This window comes from Actinomadura luzonensis (genome assembly GCF_022664455.2).
GTDB lineage: Bacteria > Actinomycetota > Actinomycetes > Streptosporangiales > Streptosporangiaceae > Nonomuraea > Nonomuraea luzonensis.
The window spans coordinates 5,352,779-5,377,554 of sequence record NZ_JAKRKC020000001.1; the positions used below are offsets into that span (position 1 = coordinate 5,352,779).

The following is a 24,776-nucleotide window of genomic DNA, read 5'->3' on the forward strand; positions in this document are numbered from 1 at the left end:
CTCCTTACTGGCAGGCTTCGCAGGTCTCGGGGTTCTCCAGGGAGCAGGCCACGGCCTCGGCCTCGGCGGGCAGGGTGGCGGTGGAGGTGGAGACGGTGGTCTGGGCGATGCGGGTCGCGGGGCGGGAGCGCAGGTAGTACGTGGTCTTCAGGCCCTGCTTCCAGGCGTAGGCGTACATCGAGGAGAGCTTGCCGATGGTCGGGCTGGCCATGAAGAGGTTGAGCGACTGCGACTGGTCGACGTACGGCTGCCGGGCCGCGGCCAGGTCGATGAGCGCCTTCTGCGGCAGCTCCCAGGCGGTCCGGTAGAGGGTCTTCAGCTCGTCGGGGATGCCGGGGACGTCCTGGATCGAGCCGTCCGCGCGCTTGATCGCGTCGCGCAGCTCCTGCGTCCACAGGCCGCGCTCCTGCAGGTCGGCCACCAGGTAGCGGTTGACCTGGAGGAACTCGCCGGACAGGGTCTCGCGCTTGAACACGTTGGACACCTGCGGCTCGATGCACTCGTAGCAGCCGGCGATGGAGGCGATGGTCGCGGTGGGCGCGATGGCGATCATGAGCGAGTTGCGCAGGCCGGTCGTCGCGATTTTGGCCCGCAGCGCCTCCCAGCGGGGGGTGGCCGGGAGGTAGTGGTCGGGGTGCAGCACTCCCCCGGCGGCGCGGGTCTCGTCGTAGGACGGGTGCCGGCCGCGCTCGGCGGCGAGGCCGGCCGAGGTGTCGTACGCGGTGAGCGCGATCTCCTCGGCGATCCTGGTGGACAGCGCGAGGGCCCGCGGCGAGTCGAACGGCAGCCGCAGCGCGAAGAACACGTCGGCCAGCCCCATGACGCCGAGCCCGATCGGCCGCCAGCGCTTGTTGGCCGCCTCCGCCTCGGGCGTCGGGTAGAAGCCGAGGTCGATGGTGCGGTCGAGGAAGCGCACGGCGGTGCGGACGGTGCCGCGCAGCCGCTCCCAGTCGACCTCGCCGTCCCGCACGTGGGCGGCGAGGTTCACCGAGCCGAGGTTGCAGACGGCGGTCTCGGCGTCGCTGGTGACCTCCAGGATCTCGGTGCAGAGGTTCGACAGGTGGATGACGTTGCCGGGGCGGCCGGTCTGGTTGGAGGTGCGGTTGGCGGCGTCCTTGAACGTCATCCAGCCGTTGCCGGTCTGGGCGAGGGTGCGCATCATCCGGCCGTACAGGGTGCGCGCCGGGAGCTGCCGGACGTAGTGGCCGGCGGCCTCGTGGGCGCGGTAGGCGGCGGTGAACTCCTCCCCGTACAGGTCGGTGAGGTCGGGCGTCTGCTTCGGGTCGAACAGCGACCACACCTCGTCGGCCTCGACGCGGCGCATGAACTCGTCGGGCACCCAGTTGGCCAGGTTGAGGTTGTGGGTGCGGCGGGCGTCCTCGCCGGTGTTGTCGCGCAGCTCCAGGAACTCCTCGATGTCGGCGTGCCAGGTCTCCAGGTAGACGCAGGCCGCGCCCTTGCGTCGGCCGCCCTGGTTGACCGCCGCCACGGAGGCGTCGAGGGTGCGCAGCCACGGGACGATGCCGTTGGAGTGGCCGTTGGTGCCGCGGATCAGCGAGCCGCGGGCGCGGACCCTGGTCCAGGAGATGCCGATGCCGCCGGCGTACTTGGACAGGCGGGCGACCTGGCCGTAGCGCTCGTAGATGCCCTCCAGCTCGTCGCGCGGCGAGTCGAGCAGGAAGCACGACGACAGCTGCGGGCGGCGCGCGCCGGAGTTGAACAGCGTCGGCGAGCTGGGCAGGTACGACAGCGTCGACATCAGCCGGTACAGCTCGGCGGCCTCGGCCACGCTCTCCGACAGCCCGCAGGCCACGCGCAGGAAGAAGTGCTGCGGGCGCTCCAGCACGGCCCGGGTCTCGGGGTGGCGCAGAAGGTAGCGGTCGTAGACGGTGCGCAGGCCGAAATACTCGAATCGGTCGTCGGCGCCGTCCTCGACGAGGGCGTCCAGCTCGGCGGCGTGGTCGGCGACGAACGCGGCCAGCCGGTCCTGCACCAGCCCGGCCGCGTGGGTGGCGGCCACCGACTCGGAGAACGCGCGCACGCCGTGGCCGGCGGCCTCCTCGGCGATCTCCTCGGCCAGCAGCCGGGCGGCGGTCCGGGAGTTGGCCGGGTCGGTGATGACCCGGGCCGCGGCCTCCTCGATGGCCAGCCGCCGGGCGGTCCGGTCCGCGCCGGCGGCGGGGGCTGGGGCGGGCGCGGGGGCTGGGGCGGGGGCGGGCTCGGCGCCCGGTCCGGCGGCGGGCAGGCGCGGGTCAACCTCAGCGATCTGCGTCACGTGCTCTCCTCGCGAGCTCATTCCGGCAGGAGGGCACGCCGAGGAAGCGCGCGGGCAGGCCGCGTCGCCCCGCCGGCCCTCCCTCGAGGCCATGGACGGTCATCACGCCGCGGGCAGGTCTTCGGGCTCGCGGGCACGCCTCACCGGCGCCTACTGGCCGTCGCTTCCCGGATCCCTCCAGTGCTGAATGACGGCGGTCGTTCCCGCTCACCGCTGCGGGGCAGCCCCGGAATCACACCGGGTTCCCTTTCACTCCGCCCCGGGGGGCGAACCAGCGACGAGCAGGATCCTACATCTAGTGGCCGTTCCCGCAACTACCACCACAGGTTGTGGCTCTCACCGAGTCGACGAGCCCCAGGTCACCGAGAACGGCCCGGGTGCGCCCGGCCTCGGCGGCCAGCCAGAGCACGAAGTCGTCGCCGCTGAGCGGGATCGAGACCCAACCGGCGGCCCGGCAGGCGGCCAGCCAGCCGGTCGAGGAGGTCACCTCCTCGCACATGCGCACGGCGGCCTCGCGGGCGTCGTCCGGCATGCCGCCGGGGCCGAAGGCGGCGGTCCAGTCGGCGAAGTCGACCCGCACGCCGGACTCCAGCAGCGTCGGCGCGTCCACCTCGGGGACGCGGTGGGCGCAGGAGACCGCGAGGGCCCGCACCCGCCCGGCGCCGAGGCTCTCCCGCCAGTCGGCGAGCGCGCCGGCGGCGGCCGCGGCCTGGCCGGACAGCAGCGCCGCGACGGCCTCCCTGCTGCTGGGATAGCCGGTGTAGTCGACCTGCCGGGTGTCGGCGCCGATGCCCTTGGCGATGAGGCCGAACAGCAGGTGGTCGGGATCGCCCTGGGGGCCGCCGGCCAGCAGCGTCTCGCCCGGGCGGGCCACGAGGTGGGCGGCGAAGTCGTCGAAGTCCTTGAAACGGGAGTTGTCCGGCACGACGACGACCTCGACGTCGCCGGCCAGCCGGGCGAGGGGGGTGGCCGCGTCGAGCAGCGTCTGGCCCTGGTTCAGCTCGGCGGCGGCCATCGCGGCCAGGCCGCTCACGGTGACCTTGGTGCCGGCGCCGGTCTCGTACCCGGCGGCGCGGGCGGCGCCGACCAGCGCCTGCCCGACGTGGCTCCAGCGGCGGGCGGCCGGGTTGATGGAGAAGCGGGCCCGCAGCCCCGGCATCCGCCCGGCGACGCGCTGCGTGCCGCAGCCCGCCGCCAGCGGGACGGCCGCGATCCCGGACGTGGCCAGCAGGCAGGCCAGGAATCTCCGACGGCGCATGTGTCTCTCCCCCGAAGCCTCGCGAGTCCCCCCTTACCCGAAGTTATTGTCACATCACAGAGAGATACACATTTAACCGCCCGGCCCCGCCCAGCCCTATCTGCTGAAATTTGGCGAAATGTCGTTTTTTATGCGGAGGGCGGCTGATCGATTTTCCGCGCCACGCCCGCCATGAGCGACGACGGCAGCGCCCAGTCCCCCACGAGTTTCGGCCGGTCCGGCCGCCAGTCCACGGCCTGCACCAATCCCGGCGGCTCGAATGGGAGGTCCCCGAAGAACGCCCGGATCTCGGACGGCCGCCGGTCCGCTCCCCGGCCCCCGGACGAGCCGCGGTAGCCGCCCCGGGCGTGCTCCTCGTCCTCCAGCCGCCCCAGCGTGGTGGCGTGGCTGATCACCAGGAAGCTGCCGGGGGCGGCGCGCTCGCGCAGCCGGGCCACCGCCAGGTCCGGCCGGGCCGAGTCGGGCAGGAAGTGCAGGATCGACACCAGCAGGATGCCGACCGGCCGCGCCAGGTCGAGGTGGGCGCCGGCCTTGGCCAGCACGTCGTCGGCGTCCAGCAGGTCGGCCTGCACGCAGACGGCCCGGCCCGCGTCCGCCGCGAGCAGGGCCTGCGCGTGCGCGGCCACCACGGGGTCGTGGTCGACGTAGACGACCCGGGCCTCGGGCGCCACCTCGTGCGCGCTGCCCTGGGTCGGCAGCCCGCTGCCCAGGTCGAGGAACTGGCGGACCCCGGCGGCGGCCACGTAGCGCACGGCGCGCTGCAGGAAGGCCCGGTTCGCGCGGGCCAGCGGGACCGCCTCCGGGACCAGCTCGGCGAGCTGCTCGATGGCGAGGCGATCGACCGCGAAGTTGTCCGTCCCGCCGAGCATGTAGTCGTACATGCGTGCGAGATTGGGCCGTTGCTGGTCGAACTGCCGCACGCTATCAAATTTATGCCGTCCGGGGCCAGATAACACTACCCTGAGCTAATTGTGGCTCAATTGGAGTCAATTACTCGACAGTAACGCTCTTGGCGAGATTGCGCGGCTTGTCCACATCGCGGCCCAGCGCGACCGCCGCGTGGTAGGCCAGGAGCTGGAGCGGGATCGTGAGCAGGATCGGGTCGAGCTCGATCTCGTTCTTCGGCACCACGATGACGTCGTCGGCCAGCTTGGCCTCCGGCTCGCGGTGGCCGACCATGAGCACCTCGCCGCCGCGGGCGCGGATCTCGCCGAGCGTGGTGAGGTTCTTGTCCAGCAGCTCGTCGTCGGGGACGATCGCGACCGTCGGCATGTCGGGGCCGATCAGCGCGAGCGGGCCGTGCTTGAGCTCGCTCGCCGGGTACGCCTCGGCGTGCACGTACGAGATCTCCTTGAGCTTCTGCGCGCCCTCCCTGGCCACCGGGTAGCCGCGCACCCGGCCGACGAACATCATGCTCGGGTGGTGGGCGTACTTCTGCGCCAGCTCGGCGATCTTGTCACCCTGGGTGAGGATGTCGGAGATCTGGCCGGGCAGCCTGCGCAGGCCCTCCACGATGCGCCGCCCGTCGGCCGGCGACAGGTCGCGCACCCGGCCGAGGTGCAGCGCCAGCAGCGCGAAGGCGATCGCGGTGGAGGTGAACGCCTTGGTCGAGGCGACCGAGACCTCGGGGCCGGCGTGCAGGTAGATGCCGCCGTCCACCTCGCGGGCGATGGCGCTGCCCACGGCGTTGACGATGCCGATCACCCGGCCGCCCTTGCGCTTGAGCTCCTGGACGGCGGCCAGCGTGTCGTAGGTCTCGCCGGACTGGCTGATCGCGACGTAGAGGGTGTCGGGGTCGACGACCGGGTTGCGGTAGCGGAACTCGCTGGCCGGCTCGGCGTCGGCCGGGATGCGCGCCAGCTCCTCGATGAGCTGCGCCCCGATCTGGCCCGAGTAGTATGCCGACCCGCAGCCGATGATCTTCACCCGGCGGAACGAGCGGGTCTCGCGGGCGTCCATGTTGAGCCCGCCGAGGTGCGCCACGTGGAAGCGCTCGTCGAGGCGGCCGGACATGGTGCGGGTGATCGTCTCGGGCTGCTCGGAGATCTCCTTGAGCAGGTAGTGCTCGTAGCCGCCGGTGTCGTAGTGGCCGGCGTCCCAGTCGACGGTCAGCGGCTCCTTGGCGGTCTCGCGGGCGTCGCTGGCGAAGGTGTGGAAGCCGTCGGCCTTGAGCACGGCCAGCTCGCCGTCCTCCAGGTGCACGACCTGGCGGGTGTAGCGGATCAGGGCGGCGACGTCGGAGGCGGCGAACATCTCCTTCTCGCCGATGCCGAGCACGATCGGGCTGCCGTTGCGGGCCACGACCACCTCGCCGGGGCGCTCGGCGTCGATGACCGCGATGCCGTACGTGCCGACGACGCTCTTCAGCGTCTTCCTGACCGCCTCCTCCAGGGTCTCGTTCTCGTCGGCCGCGGCGGCGATCAGGTGGGCCAGGACCTCGGTGTCGGTGTCGGAGGCGAACGTAACGCCGTCGGCCACCAGCTTGGCGCGCAGCTCGGCGGCGTTCTCGATGATGCCGTTGTGCACGACCGCGATGCGCTGGTCGGCCGACAGGTGCGGATGCGCGTTCTCGTCACTCGGGACGCCGTGCGTGGCCCAGCGGGTGTGCCCGATGCCGAGGCCGCCCTTGAACCTGGCCGGCACGACCTTGGCGAGGTCGGCCACCCGGCCCTTGACCTTGCGGAGCTTCAGCCCCTTGTTGGACACCACGAGCCCGGCCGAGTCGTAGCCCCGGTACTCGAGCCGCTGCATGCCCTCCAGAAGGATGGGCGCGGCGTCCCTGGGGCCGACATAGGCCACGATTCCGCACATCGAGGTCTCCTCTTCGTTCGGTTGTCCGTCATCCGTAGACGATCCTGCGGAGCTGCCGCAGCGACAGCTCGGGCGCGGCCACGCGGCGGCCGCGTAATTCGGCGGCGATCCTGGGGAAGATCTCGTCGTTGGTGTGGCCGCGGGTCTTCAGCTCGCCGTGGCGGCGCCGGACGTACTCCTCGGCGGACTCGGAGAAGTACGACAGCACGTCGGCGACCACGCGGGCCGCCTCCCCCGGGCCGAGCGGGCTCGTCCGGGTGAGGTGGGCGATGAGGTCCTCGTAGGGATGCCGTGCCGTGGACACAGAGGAGGACACTACGCATCTGGAACGAGACACGCCAACATCCTGCCCGAAATCGGGCAGGTCTTAACTCTTCTCCTCCTGCACGGCCCCGGAGTCCGGACATCATCCGTATCATCCGTCCCGTCTGACACATCCCCTTCTGGGAACGGTTACGGTATGTAGTCACATCGTGACGTTCTTCGGGGGAGATGTCATGCACTTCTGGCTGGCCTGTCGGGTCACGCTGGCCGCCGTCCTCGCCGCCGGCACGCTCACCGCTCCGGGGACGGGCGCGGCCCGGGAGCTCCCGGCCGGGCGGCAGGGCGACTTCGCCGCCGCCGCGCGCGAGTTCGGGGTGCCGGAGAGCGTGCTGCTCGGGGTGGCCTACCTCGGCTCACGCTGGGACGCGCACGCGGGACGGCCCAGCACGGCCGGCGGGTACGGGCCGATGCACCTGGTCGACGCCCTGCCCGCGGCCGCGTTCACGATCGGCGACGCCCTGGGCGACGCCCGCGGCGACGACTCCCGGCCGATGCCGCCCAGGCCGGCCGTCGTGCCCGGCCCGCTGAGCGCCGCCGCCGAGCCGCAGAACACGACGCTGCCCGAGGCCGGGCGGCTCATCGGCGTCGACCCCGCCCGGCTGCGCGACGACCCGGCCGCCAACATCCGCGCCGGGGCCGCGCTGCTCGCCTCCTACCGCGGGGCCACCGGCGGCGACCCGGCCGACTGGTACGACGCCGTCGCCCGCTTCTCCGGCGCCGACGACCCGGCGGCGGCGCGGCAGTTCGCCGACGAGGTGTTCGCGGTGATCAGGGAGGGCATGCGGCGGCGCACCGACGACGGGTACGAGGTGCGCCTCGACCCGGTGCCCGGCCTGATGCCGCCGCGCGGGCCGCAGACCAAGTCGGCCGCCGAGCTCGACCCGCCGCCCGCCGCGCCGGCTCCCCCCGTCACGGACTACGACGCCGAGCCGCCCGAGCCCGCCGCCGAGCCCTCCCCGGACGGCTCCGGGACGTTCGAGCCGGGCGAGCTCGGCGCCGCCTCCGGCCGCTCCCCCGCGGCGGAGTGCCCCGCGAGCCTGGCCTGCGAGTGGATGCCGGCCGCCTTCAAGCGCTTCGGCAAGAAGGGCAACCAGGACTACGGCAACCACGACCGTCTGTACAGGACGCGCACGATCGACTACATCGTCGTCCACGACACCGAGGGCGGCTACCAGGGCATCCCGTCCATGATCCGCAACCCGAAGTACGTGAGCTGGCACTACACCATCCGCTCACGTGACGGCCACGTCGCCCAGCACGTCAAGACCAACGACCTGGCCTGGCACGCCGGCAACTGGGACGTCAACACCCGCTCGATCGGCGTCGAGCACGAGGGCTACCTGGCCAAGGGCGGCGCGTGGTACACCGAGGCGATGTACCGGGCGTCGGCCAAGCTGGTGCGCTACCTGGCCGACAAGCACGGCGTGCCGCTCAACCGGGCCCACATCCTCGGGCACGACAACGTGCCCGGCACCACCCCGAAGACGGTCGCCGGCATGCATGAGGACCCCGGGCCCTACTGGGACTGGGCCCACTACTTCGAGCTGATGGGCCGGCCGTTCAAGGGCGTCAAGGACGGCGGCTCGGTGCTGATCCGGCCGTCGTACGACGACAACCGGCCGCGCTTCACCGGCTGCGTCACCACGAAGGCCGGCAAGGACTGCCCGCCGCACGGCGCGGCCACGGTCTGGCTGCACACCGCGCCCAGCGACACCGCCGCGCTGGTCGCCGACGTCGGCAAGCACGGCGGCAAGGCCAGCTCCTACAGCGTGTACGACCACGCCGCCCGCGCCTCGACCGGCCAGCGCTTCGCGGTCGCCGACCGCCAGGGGGACTGGACGGCCATCTGGTACCTGGGGCAGAAGGCGTGGTTCCGCAACCCGGCCGACCGGCCGGCGGCGGTGCCCGCCAAGGGGCCGCTGGTCACGCCGCTGCGGGCGGGCACGAAGGTGTACGGGCGGGCGTACCCGGAGAAGTCGGCCTACACGCGGGCGGCGGCGCAGCCGCTGACGCCGCTCCAGTACCGGATCGGGCCGGGGCAGACGTACACGGTGGGCGACACGATCACCGGCTCCTACTACGCGGCGGGGGCGTTCAGCGCGTCCCGGCACGTCACGACGACCGGGACGATCCGCTACCACCAGATCCAGCTCGGCCACCGGATCGCGTTCGTCATGGCGAAGGACGTGCGGCTCGTCTCGTGAATTTCGGCCCGCGGGCCGCCGGGTGCGCACAGGCACTCCGCGGAGACGATATGGTTTTCCCGTGGCCCGGAGCACGCAGCCCGGGGCTCACGCGGAAGTGGCTCAGTGGTAGAGCATCACCTTGCCAAGGTGAGGGTCGCGGGTTCGAATCCCGTCTTCCGCTCGGAGCGAGACTCCTGGTGGAGTGGCCGAGAGGCGAGGCAGCGGCCTGCAAAGCCGTCTACACGGGTTCAAATCCCGTCTCCACCTCGCTGAACGGCGGACCCGCCAGGATCCGCTAAAGTAAGGGCAACGCCATGCGGAAGTGGCTCAGTGGTAGAGCATCACCTTGCCAAGGTGAGGGTCGCGGGTTCGAATCCCGTCTTCCGCTCTGAGTGACACAACTCAACACGGACGATTAGCTCAGCGGGAGAGCGCTTCCCTGACACGGAAGAGGTCACTGGTTCAATCCCAGTATCGTCCACCCTCCACGAGAGGCCCCGGCTCACGCAGCTGGGGCCTCTCGCCGTTCCCGGCTGCTGCGGCGGTGTGCTGCTGACCTCGGCGAATTGTCAGGTCATGAGAAGTTTTGGTGTCCCTCCGTGCATAGCCCATCGCGCTACGGGTAGCGCCGAGGCAATTGGCTCCTCGGAGGAGGAAAGCGTGGATATCAACATAGGCCAGGGAATTACCGACGCCTGGCGATCAATCGCCACGTTCGTGCCGAAGCTGGTCGCGTTCCTGGTGATCCTCGTCATCGGGTACATCGTGGCCAAGGCGCTGGAGAAAGTGGTCGACAAGATCCTGGAACGGGTCGGGTTCGACCGGGCCGTGGAACGCAGCGGCGTGCGCCGCTGGCTGGAGCGCAGCAGGTACGACGCCAGCAGCCTGCTGGCCAGGATCGTCTTCTACGCGATCGTGCTGGTCACCCTGCAGATAGCGTTCAGCGTCTTCGGGCCCAACCCGATCTCGGCACTGCTCAACGGTGTGGTCGCCTGGCTGCCCAAGGCGCTGGTCGCCATCGTGATCATCGTCGTGGCCGGCGCGCTCGCCAAGGGCGTCAAGGACATCATCGGCGGCGCGCTCGGCGGCCTGTCCTACGGCCGCTGGCTGGCCACCGCCGCGGCCGTGTTCATCTGGGCGCTCGGCATCATCGCCGCGCTCAACCAGATCGGCGTCGCCACCACCGTCACCACCCCGGTGCTGATCACGGTGCTCGCCACCATCGGGGCCATCCTCGCCATCGGCGTCGGCGGCGGCCTGATCCGGCCCATGCAGCAGCGCTGGGAGCGCTGGCTGGGCCGCATGGAGGCCGAGGCGCCGCAGGCCAGGGCGCACGCCGAGGCGTACCAGCGCGGACGGCAGGACGCGGCGAGCATGAGCGCGGAGGAGACCACGCCCATCCGCACCGCTCCCGGCGCCACCACGGCCGGCCCGATGACCGGCCCCACCGGCGGCCCGACCACCCCTGGTGGCATGACGCCGCCTCCGGGGGCGCACCGCTCGGACATGCCTCCGGGCTGACCTCCTCCACGACGGCCCGCCGCCCGGCACGCCCACCCGCCGGGAACCGCGGGCGCATCCCGCCGGCCGACCGCCCACCGCGGCCGGCCGGCGGCGTGTCCAGGCTGCCGGCGGCGTGTCCAGGCTGCCGCCGAGGGGTGCTCAGGCGGGGAGCTCGTCGCCCAGGAAGCCGTGCTCGCGGGCCAGCCAGCACACCGCCGTCAGCCGCAGCGACGGGGCGTCCGGCTCGCCGGTGAAGGTCCAGCCGCGGTGGCGCAGCTCGTCGAGGAAGCCGAGCAGGTAGTCGCCCAGCGTCTCGCGGTCCAGGGGGAACGCGTCCCGCAGGTCGGCCGCGTGCTGGTCGACGGCGGCGACCAGGCCGGGCTCGGCGTCCATGCGGGCGAGCTGGGCGTGGCCCAGCGCGTTCATCAGCCAGCGAAAGGGCGCGACGGCCCAACCATCCTCAAAGACCACCAAAACACCTTAAAGCACGTTTGACCGTGAGTCATCGGGGAAGGGCAGCCCGACGTAGTTCTCGGCGAGGGTGGTGGCGGCGGCCTCGGACGAGGTGACGTAGTCCAGGTAGGACAGCTGCAGCCGGCGCCCGTAGGCGTCCTCGTCCTCGAACGTGTGCAGCAGCGTCGTCATCCACCACGAGAAGTGCTGCGCCCGCCACACCCGCCGCAGGCAGGCCGCCGAGTAGCCGTCCAGCAGCTCGGTCGAGCCGCCGGCGAAGTACGCGGCCAGCGCCTCGGTGAGCACCCGCACGTCGGCCACCGCCAGGTTGAGCCCCTTGGCGCCGGTCGGGGGCACGATGTGGGCGGCGTCCCCGGCCAGGTAGAGCCGCCCGTACTGCATGGGCTCCACCACGAACGACCGCATGGGCGTGACGCCCTTCTCGGTGATCCGGCCGGTGGCCAGCGTGAAGCCGGGCACGCTCTCCAGCCGCGCCCGCAGCTCGTCCCAGACGCGCTCGTCGGGCCAGTCCTCCACCCGCGTGTCGGCGGGGACCTGGAGGTAGAAGCGGCTGACCGTGGGCGAGCGCATGCTGTGCAGGGCGAAGCCGCGGTCGGTCCTGGCGTAGATCAGCTCCTCGGACGAGGGCGCCACGTCGGCGAGGATGCCGAGCCAGGCGAAGGGATATTCCTTCTCGAAGACGGTCAGGACGCCCTCGGGGATGGACGGCCGCGACACGCCGTGGAAGCCGTCGCAGCCGGCGATGACGTCGCAGTCGAGCCGTTCCCCGTCGCCGAAGGTGAGGTACGGCCCGGAGCCCGGATCCGGCTCCAGCCCGTGCACCGCCACGTTCTCGACCTCGAAGCGCACGTCGCCCCCGGCCGCGAGGCGGGCCGCGATGAGGTCCTTGACGACCTCCTGCTGGCCGTACACGGTGATCGCCCGGCCGGGCACCAGCTTCTCGAACGCGATGCGGTGGCCCGCGCCGCCGTAGCGCAGCTCGATGCCGTGGTGCGGCAGGCCCTCGCGCAGCATGCGCTCGCCGACGCCCGCCTCGATGAGGGTGTCCACGGTGCCCTGCTCCAGGACGCCGGCCCGTACCCGCCGCTCGACGTAGTCGCGGCTGCGCCGCTCCAGCACCACGGAGGAGATGCCCCGCAGGTGGAGCAGATGAGACAGCAGCAGGCCCGCCGGGCCCGCGCCGATGATCCCGACCTGAGTTCGCATGACGGAAGCATCCTGCCTCGGACGGCTCCACGCCGAGCGGTCGTTTCCACTCAGTGGAATCCTGGTGCAGGATTTACCGCATGGCAGGTGGATCCCGCGAGCCCGGCCGCACCGTGACGTCCAAGGTGCTGGCCCTGCTCGGCGCGTTCGACGCCGAGCACCCCCAGCTCACGCTGACGGAGCTGGCCCGGCGCAGCGGACTGCCGCTGAGCACCGCGCACCGGCTGGCCGGCGAGCTGGAGGAGTGGCAGGCGCTGGCCCGCGGCCCCGACGGGCGGCTGCGCGTCGGCCTGCGGCTGTGGGAGCTGGGCCAGCTCGCCCCCGGGCGGCTGGCGGAGCTGGCGCATCCGTGGCTGCAGGAGCTGTTCGGGACGACGGGCGAGAACGTGCACCTCGCCGTCCGCGACGGCATGGAGGTGCTGTACGTCGACAAGGTGTACGGCCGCCGCGCCGTGCCCATCGTCTCCCGGGTCGGCGGCCGGCTGCCGATGCACCCGACGGGGGTGGGCCGGGCGCTGCTGGCGCACGAGCCGGACTGGTTCGTCACCTCGTACCTGGCCCGCGCGCTCGAACGGCCCACCCCGCACACGATCACCGAGCCCGGCCGGCTGGCCAGGGAGCTGGCCACGGTCCGGGCGCAGGGCTACGCGCTGACCTACGAGGAGATGACGCTCGGCTCCTGCTCGGCCGCCGCGCCCGTGCTCGTGGACGGGCGCCCGCTCGCGGCGCTCGGCATCGTGCTCTCCTCGCGCCGCGCCCGCGAGCTGCCTCGCCTGGTCGAGCCGCTGCTGCGGGTGGCGGGGCGGATCGCCCGCGCGCTCGCTAGTCCCCCAGCCGCTGGATCCGGTCCTTGAACAGCGTGCTCGCGATCGCCGCGCGGTGCGGCTGGCCCTTGAGGAACGCCTGCGCGAAGCTCTTGGCCTGGTCGTAGGAGACCTTGCCGGGCATCGGCGGTTCGTTGGGGTTGACGTCCACGTCCACCAGCGCCGGGCCGTCGTGCTGCAGCGCCTCCCTGACCGCCGGGGCGACGTCCACCGCCTTGCTCACCTTCGCCCCGAACCCGCCGCACGAGCGGGCCCAGGCGGAGAAGTCGGCCTCGGGGGCGGCGAAGCGCACGCCGTGCTCCGGGTAGCCGAGCACCATCTGCTCCCACAGGATCTGGCCGAGGGAGTTGTTGTTGTTGACGATGACCTTGATCGGCAGGCGGTGCTGGACCGCGGTCAGGAACTCGGCCATGAGCATCGCGAAGCCGCCGTCGCCGACGTAGGCGATGACCTGCCGGTCGGGGTAGGCGTGCTGCATGGCGATCGCGTACGGCAGGCCGTTGGCCATCGAGGCGAGCGTCCCTGACAGGTAGAACTCGCGGGCGCCGCGGATCGTCCAGTGGCGGGCCGCCCAGGTGGCGATGGTGCCGCTGTCGCAGGTCAGGATGGCGTCGTCGGTGGCGAGGTCGTCCACGACGGAGATGGCGTACTGGGGGGCGATGGGGTCGCGGTCGGGGTTCTCCAGGGACCGCATGTCGGAGCGCCACTTGGCCATCATCTTCTGATATTTCGCCAGATGGGCGCTGTCGTCCCGGGGGGTCAGCAGCGGCAGCAGCGCGGCCAGCCCCTCCTTGGCGTCGCACACCACCGGCACGTCGGTCGCGATCCGCGCCCCCGCCCTGACCGGGTCGGCCTCGAACTGCACCACCCGCGCCTTGCCCGGCTCCGGCAGGAACTTCGAGTACGGGAAGTTCGTGCCCACCATGAACAGGACGTCGGTCTCCTCCATCAGCTCCTCGCTCGGCCGCGTGCCGAGCAGCCCGATCCCGCCCGTCGTGTACGGCGAGTCGTCCGGCAGCACCGCCTTGCCGGGCAGCGTCTTGACCACCGGCGCGCCGAGCGTCTCGGCCACCGCCAGCACCTCCTGCCGGGCGTGCAACGCGCCCTGCCCGACCAGGATGGCCGGCCGCTCGGCCTTGTTGAGCACGTCGGCGGCCCACTCGATGTCCTCCTGGCGGGGGATGCCGGGCGGCTGCAGGTAGACGGGCGCGGTCTGCGGCGGCCGGGCGGGGGCCACGTGCTCGTACGGGTCGGCGTCCGCCGCGGCGACCTGCAGGTCGTTCGGCAGGGTGAGGTGGGCGACGCCGCGCCGCGCGTAGGCCGTCCTGATGGCGAGGTCCACCAGCGACGGGAGCTGCGCCGGATTGGTGATCATCATGTTGTACTCGGCCACGTCGGCGAACAGCCGGTCCAGGTGGACCTCCTGCTGGTAGCCGGTGCCGAGCACGGACGTCTCCTGCATGCCGGTGATCGCCAGCACCGGCACGTGGTCGAGCTTGGCGTCGTAGAGGCCGTTGAGCAGATGGATGCCGCCCGGGCCGGACGTGGCCAGGCAGACGCCGATCCTGCCCGTGGCCTTGGCGTAGCCCGCGGCCATGAAGGCCGCGGCCTCCTCATGGTGGACGAGGACGAAGCGCACCCGGTCGCGGTGGCGCCGCAGCCCCTCCATGATGCCGTTGATGCCGTCGCCCGGCAGGCCGAAGACGGTGTCCACGCCCCACTCCGCCAGCCGTTCGATCAGAGCTTCCGATGCGATTCGTGCCATGGGAGCCGCCCTACCCCTCTGCGGCGGGGGCATGTCAGTCATGCGCGATCGGGGGTAGAGAGGCGCGCATGCGCATTCTGGTCACGGGAGCCACGGGCATGCTGGGCAGGGCGCTGGTGCCCGCGCTGGTCAAGGCGGGGCACCAGGTGCGGGCGCTCAGCCGTACGAAGAGGGAGAGCCGCGGGAACGTCGAGTGGGTGTGGGGCGACCTATTCTCCGGGCACGGCATCCCCGAGGCCGTGGCGGGCGTGGACGCCGTCGCGCACCTGGCCACCAGCGGGCGCAAGGGCCGCGGCGCCGCGGACATCCCCGGCACCCGGCAGCTCGTCCTCGCCGCCCGCGACGCCGGGATCGGGCACGTGCTGCTCACCTCGATGGTCGGCGCCGACCGCGTGCCCGTCGGGTACCTCACGTACAAGCTGGAGGCCGAGCGGCTGGTCGCGGGCAGCGGCCTGGGCTGGACGGTGCTCCGCAGCACCCCGTTCCAGCAGTGGCTGCACCGGCGGCTGCGCGACTACGCGTCGCTGCCGGTGCTGCCCGTGGACCCGTCGGTGCTCGTGCAGCCGGTGCACACGGGCGAGGTGGCGGCGCGGGCGGCCGAGCTGATCGCCGGCGCGCCGCTGGGGGCGGCGGTGGAGTTCGGCGGGCCGCAGGTGCTCGGGCACGCCGAGCTGACCAGGACGTGGTGCCGGCTGCACGGGCTGCGCCGGATGTTCCTGCCGGTGCGGTTCCCCGGGCGGCTGCACGCGGCCGAGCGCGCCGGCGACCTCACCACGGACGCGACGCCGGCCGGGACCATCACCTGGCGCGACTTCCTGGCGCCGCCCGCCCCCGCGGACACCCCGCCCGGCGGCTCCGACGACTTCGCCACCGAGCACACCGCCTCCCCCACCAGCCCGGCCACCCAGCCCGAGCAGGACCCGGACGTGCACGTGTACGGCGGCGACGACGGCTACGAACGCCCCACCCGGAGCTGACCCGGGGGGCTCAGCCGCGCCGCCACGGGTCGTAGTCGACCTCCAGCGGCTCCTGCGGCGGCCGCTCCCCCTCCGGCACGTGCTCCAGGTTGACCCGGATCCGGTACCAGACGCTGCTGCGGCCCCGCATGCCGTCGACCAGCACGTCGGCGGGCTCCAGCAGGGCCGCGGCCGCCGGGTGGCGGGCCTTCCACCGCTCGAACCCGGCCATCGCCTCGTCCTTGTGCTCGGCCCGCGCGATCTCGATGACCGGCTTCGTCTGCTGCCTGCGCCCCTCGCCCTTGGGCGGCTTGGGGGCGGGGCCCAGCTCCTCGGCCAGCGCCAGCAGCCCGTCGAGGGAGCCGGGGTGCAGGTCGATGTCCTCCCACGGGTCGCCGCGCTCGGCCAGCCGCGCGGGCACGGTCTCGATCGTGAACAGCTCCGGCCGGCAGCCCGGCACCTCGTCCCAGGTCAGGGGCGTGGACACGCGGGCGTCGGCCACGGCCCGCACCGAGTAGGCGGAGGCCACGGTGCGGTCGTAGGCGTTCTGGTTGAAGTCGACGAACACGCCGTGCCGCTCCTCCTTCCACCACCGGCTGGTGGCCAGCCCCGGGGCGCGCCGCTCGACCTCGCGCGCGACGGTCTCGGCGGCCCTGCGGACCTTGGCGAACGGCCAGCGCCGCTCGATCCGCGCGTACACGTGGAACCCGCGCGAACCCGACGTCTTCGGCCAGGCCACGAGCCCGTGGTCGGCCAGCACCTCGCGCGCCACCTGGGCGGTCTCCAGCACGTCGGACCACGGCACGCCGGGCACCGGGTCGAGGTCGATGCGCAGCTCGTCGGGGCGGGACAGGTCGTCGGCGCGCACCGGGTGGGGGTTGAGGTCGACGCAGCCGAGGTTGACCACCCACAGGAGCTGCGCCAGGTCGGTGCAGACGACCTCCTCGGCGCTCAGCCCCGAGCGGTACTTCAGCTCGGCCACCTCGATCCAGTCGGGCCGCTTGGCGGGGGCCCGCTTCTGGAAGAACGCCTCCTGCTCGATGCCGTGCACGAACCGTTTGAGCACCATCGGCCGCCCGTGCACGCCCCGCAGCGCGCCCTCGCCGACGGCCTCGTAGTAGCGGACCAGGTCGAGCTTGGTGTGCCCGGTCTCCGGGAAGACCACCTTGTCGGGGCTGGTGATGCGCACTTCGCGGCCGGCGACCTCGATCTCAGGCATGACCTCACGATACGTGCCGCCCCCGACAATCAGCCGTCGCGCCGCCCGGGGCCTAGAAGTCGCCGTGCCTCCCCTCCCCCTCCCTGAACCGGGCCGCCCCGCCGCTCGCCTCGGGCAGGGACGCCAGCCCGTGGCGCAGCTCGTTGCGCAGGGCCTCGCGCTCTCCCAGCCCCTCCTGCTCCAGCACCGACAGGCGGTCCTCGCGCAGGCAGGTCTGCGGGAAGCGGGCGATCTCCCGCGCCAGCTCCTCGGCCCGCGCCCGGGCCTCGCCGACCGGCACGACCCGGTTGACCAGCCCCATCTCGTACGCCTCCCGCGCCCCGACCGGCCGCCCGGTGAGGATCAGGTCCATGGCGCGGGACGTCCCGACGAGCCGCGGCAGGCGGACCGTGCCGCCGTCGATCAGCGGCACCCCCCACCTGCGGCAGAACACCCCGAACACGGCGTCCTCCTCGGCCACCCGGAGGTCGCACCACAGGGCCAGCTCCAGCCCGCCCGCGACCGCGTGCCCGGCGACGGCGGCGACGACCGGCTTGCCGAGCCGCATCCTGGTCGGCCCCATGGGCCCGTCGCCGTCCTCGGCGACCCGGTTGTCCATCGCCTTGAGATCGGCCCCCGCGCAGAACGTGCCGCCCTCCCCCCACAGCACGGCCACGGCGGCGTCGGACTCCTCGAACCCGCGGAAGGCGTCGGCCAGCGCCCCGGCCGTCGCCCGGTCGACCGCGTTCCGCGCCTCCGCCCGGCTGATGACCACCGTCGTTACAGCACCGGCTCGTTCCACCCGCACAGCCATCGAAACTCCCTTTCTTCGATAACCCGTCACTCCGGGTATTGCTCGTGCAACCATACGTGTCATGCCGTCTACTCAGCACGACGCACTCGTCCAGATGTTTACCGACCAGCCGGAGCTGGCGGTGGAGATCCTGCGCGACCGCATGGGCGTCCCGCTCCCCGACACCCCGCACCTCAGACAGGAGGAACGCTCCTTCAACACCCGCCCCTCCGACGACCTCGCGGCCGACGTCGTCTTCAGCATGGGCCCGCCCCGCGAACCCGCCCACGGGATCATCGTGGAGGTCCAGCACGACAAGTCGAAGGAGCCCCGGCAACTCGCCCGCTACGCCGCCGCGCTCTGGCTGCTGCTGAAGTGCGACGTGACCGTCCTGGTCATCTGCACCGACCGCGCCGCGGCCAGGCACTACTCGGCCCTGATCGACTCCGGGCTGACCGGCTACCGGCTGCGGGCGCAGGTCCTCGGCCCCGACGACATCCCGGTCATCACCGACCCGCGGGAGGCCGCCGCCAACATGGCCCTCACGGTCATGTCGGTGATGGTGCACGGCAGGGAACGCAAGGTCGTCGAAGCCTTCGTCACGGCGCTCGCCGACGCGCCCGCCGATCACTCTCCGAAGTACACTGAATACGCATACAGCATGTCCCCGTTCGAGATCCGCTGTCTCCTGGAGGAAATCATGGCATCCACCTCGTGGCCCGTCTTCACCCCGTTCGCCAAGGAGCACTACGGCCGCGGCGTCGAGGAGGGCATGGAAAAGGGGATGGAGAAGGGCATGGAGAAGGGCATGGAGAAGGGGATGGAAAAGGGCCGGGCTGAGGGCGCAGCCGAAGGGGCGGTCCGCGAAGCAGCCCGGATGCTGATGCTCGTCATCAACGCCCGCGGCTGGATCATCCCTCCCGACATCCACACGCTGATCACCACCACCAGCGACCTCGACACCCTCGAAGACTGGATCCTCAGGTCCGCCACCGTTCAGACCCCACAGGAGCTGTTCGACGAGCGCGATCGGCAGCCCGAATGAGGAATGCCGAGGAGGAGGGAGCGCCCGCCGCATCTCCCTGGCCCGTCTTCACCCCGTTCGCCAAGGAGCACTACGGCCGCGGGGTCGAGGAGGGCATGAAGAGGGGCCGGGAGAAGGGGATGGAGAAGGGCCGGGCTGAGGGCGCAGCCGAAGGGGCGGTCCGCGAAGCGACCCGGATGCTGATGCTCGTCATCAACGCCCGCGGCTGGATCATCCCTCCCGACATCCACACGCTGATCACCACCACCAGCGACCTCGACACCCTCGAAGACTGGATCCTCAGGTCCGCTACCGTTCAGACCCCGCAGGAGCTGTTCGACGAGCGCGATCGGCAGCCCGAATGAGCAATGCCGAGGAGGAGGGAGCGCCCACCGCATCTCCCTGGCCCGTCTTCACCCCGTTCGCCAAGGAGCACTACGGCCGCGGCGTTAAGGACGGCATGGAGAAGGGCCGGGCGGAGGGCATGGCGGAGGGCATGAAGGAGGGCATGAAGGAGGCATCGGCCGAAGGGGCGGTCCGCCAAGCGGCCCGGATGCTGATGCTCGTCATCAACGCCCGCGGCTGGATCATCCCTCCCGACATCCACACGCTGATCACCACCACCAGCGACCTCGACACCCTCGAAGACTGGATCCTCAGGTCCGCCACCGTTCAGACCCCGCAGGAGCTGTTCGACGAGCGCGATCGGCAGCCCGAATGAGCAATGCCGAGGAGGAGGGAGCGCCCGCCGCATCTCCCTGGCCCGTCTTCACCCCGTTCGCCAAGGAGCACTACGGCCGCGGCGTTAAGGACGGCATGGAGAAGGGCTGGGCGGAGGGCATGGCGGAGGGCATGAAGGAGGGCATGGCGGAGGGCATGAAGGAGGGCATGAAGGAGGGCATGAAGGAGGGCATGAAGGAGGCATCGGCCGAAGGGGCGGTCCGCCAAGCGGCCCGGATGCTGATGCTCGTCATCAACGCCCGCGGCTGGATCATCCCTCCCGACATCCGCACGCTGATCACCACCACCAGCGACCTCGACACCCTCGAGGACTGGATTCTCAGGTCCGCCACCGTTCAGACCGCGCAGGAGCTGTTCGACGAGTGCGGTCGGCAGCCCGGGTAAGGGTACGTGGTGCGGGCGGCGGCCGCCCGGGCCGGCGAGGAGTTGTTCGGTGAGCCGGGCGGCTGACCGCGGTCAGAGTGTGAGGGCTCCCGTGACGAGCGTGTCGAAGGGGTCCTCGGGTGGGGCGTCGAGGCCGCGCAGCGGGCCGTGGTCGGCGAGGTGGGCGTCCACGTAGAGGCGGGCGACCAGTGACTTGCGGCCGTCGTCCAGGCCCCAGCCGGCCTGTTCCTCCAGCAGGGCGGCGGCGTGGACGTCGGCCATGAACTGGGCCAGCGGGTAGAGCCGGGCCTCGGCGACGGCGGGGTCCAGGGCGGCCCAGGCGGTGATCGCCTTGGCGAGGTCGTCGATGCGGGTGTGCACGAGGTCGGAGGTGGCGGCGGCGCGCAGCCGGTCGAGGAAAGGCAGGTGGGCCTGTTCCTTGACCATGGCGCGGCGCACGTCCAGGCAAAGGATGTTGTCGCCGCCCTCCCAGATGGGGTTGACCTGGGCGTCGCGCAGCAGGCGGGCGACCGGCCACTGCTCGATGTAGCCGTTGCCGCCGTGCACCTCGACGGCGTCGCTCGCGGCGGTGAGGCCGAGCCGGGCGGCGCGCAGCTTGACCAGGGCCGGGGCGAGGCGGAGGCGCGGCCCGAGGTGGCCGTCGAAGACGAGCGCCTGCGCGGCCTCCACCTCGACGACGAGCTCGGCGAGCTTGCGGCGCATCAGCGGCTGTTCGATGAGCGGCCGGCCGAACGCCTCCCGGGCGCGGGCGTAGCAGATCGACTCGACCAGCGCCCGCCGGGCCACGCCGAGGCCCATCATGGCGACGCCGAGGCGGGAGGCGTTGGTGAGCTTCATCATGGTGCCGAGCCCGGAGGACGGGCGGGCCCCGGCTGCCGGGGAGCGGTCCATCAGCAGGAACGCCTCCGCGCCGGTGAACTCGACCTCGCCGGAGGCCACCGAGCGGGTGCCGAGCTTGTCCTTGAGCCGGCGGATGCGCATGCCGTTGCGGCTGCCGTCGCGCCGCTCGCGCAGCACGAGGAACGGCGCCACCCCGCCCTCGGGCAGCCGGGCGAGCACCACGAACGCCGACCCGCCCGCGTTGGAGGCGAACCACTTCAGGCCGGTCAGCAGCCAGGCGTCCCCGGCGGGTTCGACCGTCGCCTCCAGGGCCGCGAGGTCGGAGCCGCCTGTCCGCTCGGTGAACATCTGGGCCGCTTCGCCGGAGTAGTAGCCGTCGGCGAAGATCTCCCGTACCCGGTCGCGGACGTCCGGCGGCGCGTGCCGTTCGGCGAGCTGCACCACCATGTCGCCGCCGGTGCCGAGCGCGCAGCCCATCCCGATGTCGGCCTGATCGAGCAGGTACGTCCAGGCGGCGGCGAGCGCCGACGGGTTCGCCCCGTTCGCCCGGGCCTGCTCGGCGAAGGCGGGTGAGGTGAAGTTGTCGGCCATGAGCGCCTGCCGGGCGGCCTGGAACGACGGCGGCATGACGACCTCGCTGAGGTCCCTGCCCCACTTGTCGTACTTCTCCAGCCGGGGCGGGTTGCGGTCGGTCTCCTCCGCCCAGGCGGCGACGGGGCCGCCCATGAGCGCGCCGAGCCGGTCGAGGTGCGGCTCGGCCCAGGCGTAGCCGTCGCCGAGGTGGCGCCGCATGAGCAGGCGCAGCGTGGGATCGCAGGCCCACCAGTTGCGGCCGGCCGCGCCCTGGTAGCGCTCGGTCGCGTAGCGGTCGCTGCGGTCGAAGGGTTCGATGAGATAGCGGCCCATGCCGGGAGTGTTACATATACTCGACACGCGATGGAAGAGCGTAACAGTCTGAGTGCCCGGTCGGCCGTGCTGAGCGCGTTGCTGGGCAGCCATCCCCCGCGTCTGCCGGCCCGGCACCTCGTCCGTATCGGAGCGTTGTTCGGCGTGGCCGAGGGCACGGTCCGGGTGGCGCTGTCGCGCATGGTGGCGGCCGGCGACCTCGTCCAGGACAACGGCTTCTACACGCTCTCGCCGCGCCTGGTGGAGCGGCAGGCCCGCCAGGACGAGAGCCGCGACCCCCACACCCGCCCCTGGGACGGCACCTGGGAGGTGGCCGTGGTCACCGCCGAGCGGCGCGCCCCGGCCGAACGCGCCGCGCTGCGCCAGGCCATGACCGCGCTGCGCCTGGCCGAGCTGCGCGAGGGCACCTGGATGCGCCCCGCGAACCTGGTCCGGGCCGGCTGGCCGGAGATCGTCACCGCGCAGTGCACGCTCATCGACGGCCGCCCGCACGGCGACCCCACTCCTTTGCTGTGGGACCTGGACGGCTGGGCCGCCGAGGCCCGCCGCCTGGAGCGGGCCCTGGAGCGGGCCGACGGGCTGGCGGAGGGCTTCCTGGTGTCGGCCGCCGTGCTGCGCCACCTGCTGGCCGACCCCCTCCTGCCCGCCGAGCTGCTGCCCGGCGACTGGCCGGGCGCGGAGCTGCGGGCCCGCTACGACGCCTTCGACGCGCGCTACCGGGAGGTCCTGCTCCGGCATCTGACGGACCCGCCCTAGTTATTCCTTGACACGAATATTCGTCATGGTGAATACTTCTGGCCATGGACGAACTCCTCGCCGCGCTGGCCGACCCGGCCCGCTGGCGGCTGGTGCGCCTGCTGGCCGAGCGGCCCCGCCCGGTCGGCGTCCTCGCGCAACTCGCCGAGGCACGCCAGCCGCAGACCACCAAACACCTGCAGACCCTCGAACGCGCCGGGATCGTGGTGTCCCGGCGCAACGGCCAGCGGCGGATCTACGCCCTGCGCCCCGGCGCACTGCGCGACCTGGCGGCCACGTTCACCGGGCTCGCCGACAGCGCCGAGCGGGCCGGTGAGACCTTCGACCGCTACGGCGTCAGCCTCGACGCCGAACGGCTCGCCGCCGCGGAGCCGGGGTGGGCCGACGGCCGCTCGTTCACCTTCCACCGGTCGCTGGCGGCGCCTCCCGACCTGGTCTGGCGCCACCTGACCGAGACCTCCCTGCTCGGCCGGTGGTGGACGCCGGACGACCTGCGCGTCTCCGAGCTCGTCTTCGAGGCGCGGCCGGGCGGCCGGATCGTCCTGGAGTACCGCGACGCCGAGGACGCCGGCGGCTCCGACGTGGTCGCCGGCCGCGCCGAAGGCGTCGTGGAGGAGGCGCGCCCCGGCGAACGCCTCGTCTACCGGTCCTCGCCGCTGCTCCCCGGCGGCGGCGTGGCCTTCACCAGCCACGTCGACCTGCGCCTGCGCCCGTCGGCGTCCGGCACGGACCTCGACGTCACCTACCGCGTCACCGACAGCACGATCGACTCCGCGGACTTCGTCGCCGGCATCGAGATCGGCTTCGGCCAGAGCCTCGACAAGCTCGCCACCGCCCTCACCAGCACCAGCACCACTGACTCTAGGAGCACGAGATGACCAGCACCAACGGCCGCAAGGTGACCGCCAACCTCAGCCTCACCCTCGACGGGCGCTACAACGGCGCCGGCGGGCCCGGCGACTTCAGCGCGTTCGCCCCGTACGTCACGAGCGACGTCGCCCGCGACCACATGACCCGCATGTGGCAGGACGCCACCACCGCGCTGCTCGGCCGGCTGAACGCCGAGGGCTTCATGGGCTTCTGGGCGCCGGTCGCCGAGGACCAGCACGCCGACCCGCGCGACCGCGGGTACGCCTCGTGGCTGGTCGGCGTGGAGAAGGTGGTGCTGTCGAGCACCCTGACCGAGGCGCCCTGGGAGCGCACCCGCGTGGTCAACGCCCCCGCCGCCGACGTCGTCACCGAGCTCAAGGCCGCCGGCGAGGGCGACATCCTGGTCAACAGCAGCGCCAGCGTCATCAAGCCGCTGCTGGCGGCCGACCTGCTCGACCGGCTCCACCTCCTGGTCGTCCCGGAGATCGCGGGCGGCGGGCGGCGGCTGTTCGACGACGGCCTGCCGGCCACGAAGTGGACGCTCACCCACCAGGAGACCGGCAAGCTGGGCGAGCTGGCGCTGGTCTACGACCGCGCCCGCTGATCAGAGGGCGACCCCGAAGACGATGCGCCGGTCCTTGAACTCGGTGAGGCTCCACAGCTTGCCGTCCTGGACGGTGAGGTCCTCGGGGCCGATGGGGAACGGCCGGGTCTGCCACGCGCCGCCGCGCAGCACCAGCAGCTTGCCGTTGCGGGTGGAGTCGCCGGCCTGGCTGAGGTACCAGGTGTCGCCCTGCGAGAGCGCGCCCTGGATCTTGGCGTGCCCCATCAGGTAGGCCTCGGCCGGCTCGCCGCCCGCGAAGGGCAGGTCCCAGCGGCCCACCCAGCCGCGGGACACGTCCTCGCTGTACTCCCCGGAGATCAGCCTGGGCGTGCCGCCGTGGCGGTCGACGGAGACGAACGAGAAGTGCGGGCCGCTTTTGGCGAGCTGCCACATGTCGGTCTGCGGGATGACGTAGCGGTAGCCGAAGGCGTTGAACTTGCCGTTCTGGCGTCCGATGCGATCGGGGTCGCCGAGGTCGTTCTGGACGGTGCGCAGGTCCAGGATGTTGCCGAGGTCGAAGACGCGCAGGCCGCGCTCGGTGTCGGCCACGTAGAGCAGGTCGCCGTGCACGGCGATGCCGCCCGCGTGGATGTTGATCGGCCCGTACGAGCCGTCGGGCTTGGCCAGCACGAGCAGCGCGTGCCGGTAGCGGAGGGTGCGCGGGCTGAGGAACGTCAGCCTGATGCCGCGTTCGCCGGCCTGCGGCTTGAAGTACCAGCTCGCCAGGAACGCCGGCACGCCGATGCCGCCGGAGTCGGTGCTGCCGGTGAGTCCCTGCGGGTACCAGTCGACCGTGGCCTGGTCGGCCGCGTCGAAGGCGTACCACTCGGCGGGGCGGGGCCGCATGGCGCCGAGCGCGGCCGTCGCGCCCCTGCGCACCAGTGTCCGGTTGGCCGCGGCGAGCACGGCCTCCACCGCCGTGGCGCCGATCTCCTCGGCCAGTTTGGCCGCCCCGTCGGCCAGCTCGCCCGTAGCCCGTATTAGGGCATAAGGCGCTTTATCGGTTGATTCCATCCCCGTCGCCGCCATATGTTCCTTCCTTTTCCGTCCCTTTTACCAAGTGTGACGGAACGGAGAC

Annotated in this window: 23 protein-coding genes, 4 tRNA genes and 1 riboswitch; of the genes, 15 read left to right on the forward strand and 12 right to left on the reverse strand. The window is 72.2% G+C overall.

Going from position 1 to position 24,776, the window contains the following annotated elements; all coding sequences use genetic code 11:
• Window positions 1-4: 4 nt before the first annotated feature.
• The 5 genes from MF672_RS25480 to MF672_RS25500 form a co-directional block, all read right to left on the reverse strand.
• Window positions 5-2,275, reverse strand: coding sequence for a ribonucleoside-diphosphate reductase subunit alpha (locus tag MF672_RS25480; RefSeq protein WP_242376690.1), 2,271 nt, complete (start codon window positions 2,273-2,275; stop codon window positions 5-7).
• 95 nt (window positions 2,276-2,370) lie between these two features.
• Window positions 2,371-2,566, reverse strand: a riboswitch (cobalamin riboswitch).
• 4 nt (window positions 2,567-2,570) lie between these two features.
• Window positions 2,571-3,533 carry a tripartite tricarboxylate transporter substrate-binding protein gene (locus MF672_RS25485; RefSeq protein WP_242376689.1) on the reverse strand — a complete coding sequence of 321 codons (963 nt, stop codon included), beginning with the start codon at window positions 3,531-3,533 and terminating at the stop codon, window positions 2,571-2,573.
• 128 nt (window positions 3,534-3,661) lie between these two features.
• Window positions 3,662-4,453 (reverse strand): SAM-dependent methyltransferase, encoded by a 792-nt coding sequence (locus tag MF672_RS25490; RefSeq protein ID WP_242376688.1) that lies wholly within the window; start codon window positions 4,451-4,453, stop codon window positions 3,662-3,664.
• Window positions 4,454-4,523: 70 nt separating this feature from the next.
• Window positions 4,524-6,344 carry a glutamine--fructose-6-phosphate transaminase (isomerizing) gene (gene glmS, locus MF672_RS25495; protein WP_242376687.1) on the reverse strand — a complete coding sequence of 607 codons (1,821 nt, stop codon included), beginning with the start codon at window positions 6,342-6,344 and terminating at the stop codon, window positions 4,524-4,526.
• Window positions 6,345-6,372: 28 nt separating this feature from the next.
• Complete coding sequence (locus MF672_RS25500; RefSeq protein ID WP_242376686.1) at window positions 6,373-6,648, reverse strand: hypothetical protein; 276 nt, start codon at window positions 6,646-6,648, stop codon at window positions 6,373-6,375.
• Between the two features lie 193 nt (window positions 6,649-6,841).
• Between MF672_RS25500 and MF672_RS25505 the strand changes: the two genes are divergently transcribed.
• From MF672_RS25505 to MF672_RS25530, 6 genes are all read left to right on the forward strand, one after another.
• A complete protein-coding gene (locus MF672_RS25505; protein WP_242376685.1) occupies window positions 6,842-8,872 on the forward strand; it encodes an N-acetylmuramoyl-L-alanine amidase in 2,031 nt (676 codons plus the stop codon).
• 91 nt (window positions 8,873-8,963) lie between these two features.
• Window positions 8,964-9,035 (forward strand) — tRNA-Gly (locus tag MF672_RS25510).
• 15 nt (window positions 9,036-9,050) lie between these two features.
• Window positions 9,051-9,121 (forward strand) — tRNA-Cys (locus MF672_RS25515).
• A 49-nt stretch (window positions 9,122-9,170) separates the two neighbouring features.
• Window positions 9,171-9,242 (forward strand) — tRNA-Gly (locus tag MF672_RS25520).
• 21 nt (window positions 9,243-9,263) lie between these two features.
• Window positions 9,264-9,335, forward strand: a tRNA-Val gene (locus tag MF672_RS25525).
• A gap of 185 nt (window positions 9,336-9,520) precedes the next feature.
• A complete protein-coding gene (locus MF672_RS25530) occupies window positions 9,521-10,375 on the forward strand; it encodes a mechanosensitive ion channel family protein (protein ID WP_242376716.1) in 855 nt (284 codons plus the stop codon).
• Window positions 10,376-10,516: 141 nt separating this feature from the next.
• Here MF672_RS25530 and MF672_RS25535 read toward each other — a convergent pair whose 3' ends face one another.
• Both MF672_RS25535 and pobA read right to left on the reverse strand, forming a co-directional pair.
• On the reverse strand, window positions 10,517-10,828 hold the full coding sequence (locus MF672_RS25535) for a DUF6401 family natural product biosynthesis protein (protein ID WP_242376684.1): 312 nt from the start codon (window positions 10,826-10,828) through the stop codon (window positions 10,517-10,519).
• 9 nt (window positions 10,829-10,837) lie between these two features.
• Window positions 10,838-12,037: a 4-hydroxybenzoate 3-monooxygenase gene (gene pobA / locus MF672_RS25540; RefSeq protein ID WP_242376683.1), complete on the reverse strand. Its 1,200-nt coding sequence runs from the start codon at window positions 12,035-12,037 to the stop codon at window positions 10,838-10,840.
• A gap of 80 nt (window positions 12,038-12,117) precedes the next feature.
• On the opposite strand from pobA, the gene MF672_RS25545 reads away from it, so the two are divergent.
• Window positions 12,118-12,891 (forward strand): IclR family transcriptional regulator, encoded by a 774-nt coding sequence (locus MF672_RS25545; RefSeq protein ID WP_242376682.1) that lies wholly within the window; start codon window positions 12,118-12,120, stop codon window positions 12,889-12,891.
• Here MF672_RS25545 and MF672_RS25550 read toward each other — a convergent pair.
• Window positions 12,860-14,626, reverse strand: coding sequence for a thiamine pyrophosphate-dependent enzyme (locus MF672_RS25550; protein ID WP_242376681.1), 1,767 nt, complete (start codon window positions 14,624-14,626; stop codon window positions 12,860-12,862). The two genes, MF672_RS25545 and MF672_RS25550, sit on opposite strands and share 32 nt — an antisense overlap.
• 68 nt (window positions 14,627-14,694) lie before the next feature.
• Here MF672_RS25550 and MF672_RS25555 point away from each other — a divergent pair, with 68 nt between their 5' ends.
• Window positions 14,695-15,603 (forward strand): SDR family oxidoreductase, encoded by a 909-nt coding sequence (locus tag MF672_RS25555; protein ID WP_242376680.1) that lies wholly within the window; start codon window positions 14,695-14,697, stop codon window positions 15,601-15,603.
• Window positions 15,604-15,613: 10 nt separating this feature from the next.
• On the opposite strand, the gene ligD is transcribed toward MF672_RS25555, so the two are convergent.
• Both ligD and MF672_RS25565 read right to left on the reverse strand, forming a co-directional pair.
• The gene (ligD, locus tag MF672_RS25560; protein WP_242376679.1) at window positions 15,614-16,801 is read right to left on the reverse strand and encodes a non-homologous end-joining DNA ligase; all 1,188 of its coding nucleotides are present in this window, start codon (window positions 16,799-16,801) and stop codon (window positions 15,614-15,616) included.
• 52 nt (window positions 16,802-16,853) lie between these two features.
• Complete coding sequence (locus MF672_RS25565; protein ID WP_242376678.1) at window positions 16,854-17,594, reverse strand: crotonase/enoyl-CoA hydratase family protein; 741 nt, start codon at window positions 17,592-17,594, stop codon at window positions 16,854-16,856.
• A gap of 61 nt (window positions 17,595-17,655) precedes the next feature.
• Between MF672_RS25565 and MF672_RS25570 the strand changes: the two genes are divergently transcribed.
• From MF672_RS25570 to MF672_RS25585, 4 genes are read left to right on the forward strand one after another with little or no spacing between them, the layout of a single operon-like run.
• Window positions 17,656-18,618 (forward strand): RpnC/YadD family protein, encoded by a 963-nt coding sequence (locus tag MF672_RS25570; RefSeq protein WP_242376677.1) that lies wholly within the window; start codon window positions 17,656-17,658, stop codon window positions 18,616-18,618.
• Window positions 18,615-18,962: an RpnC/YadD family protein gene (locus MF672_RS25575; protein WP_242376676.1), complete on the forward strand. Its 348-nt coding sequence runs from the start codon at window positions 18,615-18,617 to the stop codon at window positions 18,960-18,962. Before MF672_RS25570 ends, MF672_RS25575 begins: the two co-directional genes overlap by 4 nt.
• Window positions 18,959-19,318, forward strand: coding sequence for a hypothetical protein (locus MF672_RS25580; RefSeq protein WP_242376675.1), 360 nt, complete (start codon window positions 18,959-18,961; stop codon window positions 19,316-19,318). The genes MF672_RS25575 and MF672_RS25580 overlap by 4 nt, the downstream gene beginning before the upstream one ends.
• Window positions 19,315-19,722, forward strand: coding sequence for a FliH/SctL family protein (locus MF672_RS25585; protein ID WP_242376674.1), 408 nt, complete (start codon window positions 19,315-19,317; stop codon window positions 19,720-19,722). The genes MF672_RS25580 and MF672_RS25585 overlap by 4 nt, the downstream gene beginning before the upstream one ends.
• A 72-nt stretch (window positions 19,723-19,794) precedes the next feature.
• Here MF672_RS25585 and MF672_RS25590 read toward each other — a convergent pair whose 3' ends face one another.
• Window positions 19,795-21,468, reverse strand: coding sequence for an acyl-CoA dehydrogenase family protein (locus tag MF672_RS25590; RefSeq protein WP_302893264.1), 1,674 nt, complete (start codon window positions 21,466-21,468; stop codon window positions 19,795-19,797).
• A gap of 30 nt (window positions 21,469-21,498) precedes the next feature.
• On the opposite strand from MF672_RS25590, the gene MF672_RS25595 reads away from it, so the two are divergent.
• From MF672_RS25595 to MF672_RS25605, 3 genes are read left to right on the forward strand one after another with little or no spacing between them, the layout of a single operon-like run.
• Window positions 21,499-22,224 carry a PaaX family transcriptional regulator C-terminal domain-containing protein gene (locus tag MF672_RS25595; RefSeq protein WP_242376673.1) on the forward strand — a complete coding sequence of 242 codons (726 nt, stop codon included), beginning with the start codon at window positions 21,499-21,501 and terminating at the stop codon, window positions 22,222-22,224.
• Window positions 22,225-22,268: 44 nt separating this feature from the next.
• On the forward strand, window positions 22,269-23,102 hold the full coding sequence (locus MF672_RS25600; protein ID WP_242376672.1) for a metalloregulator ArsR/SmtB family transcription factor: 834 nt from the start codon (window positions 22,269-22,271) through the stop codon (window positions 23,100-23,102).
• Window positions 23,099-23,698, forward strand: coding sequence for a dihydrofolate reductase family protein (locus MF672_RS25605; protein ID WP_242376671.1), 600 nt, complete (start codon window positions 23,099-23,101; stop codon window positions 23,696-23,698). The genes MF672_RS25600 and MF672_RS25605 overlap by 4 nt, the downstream gene beginning before the upstream one ends.
• Here the strand turns inward: MF672_RS25605 and MF672_RS25610 are convergent, their stop codons facing one another.
• Window positions 23,699-24,712 (reverse strand): hypothetical protein, encoded by a 1,014-nt coding sequence (locus MF672_RS25610; RefSeq protein WP_242376670.1) that lies wholly within the window; start codon window positions 24,710-24,712, stop codon window positions 23,699-23,701.
• Between the last annotated feature and the right edge of the window lie 64 nt (window positions 24,713-24,776).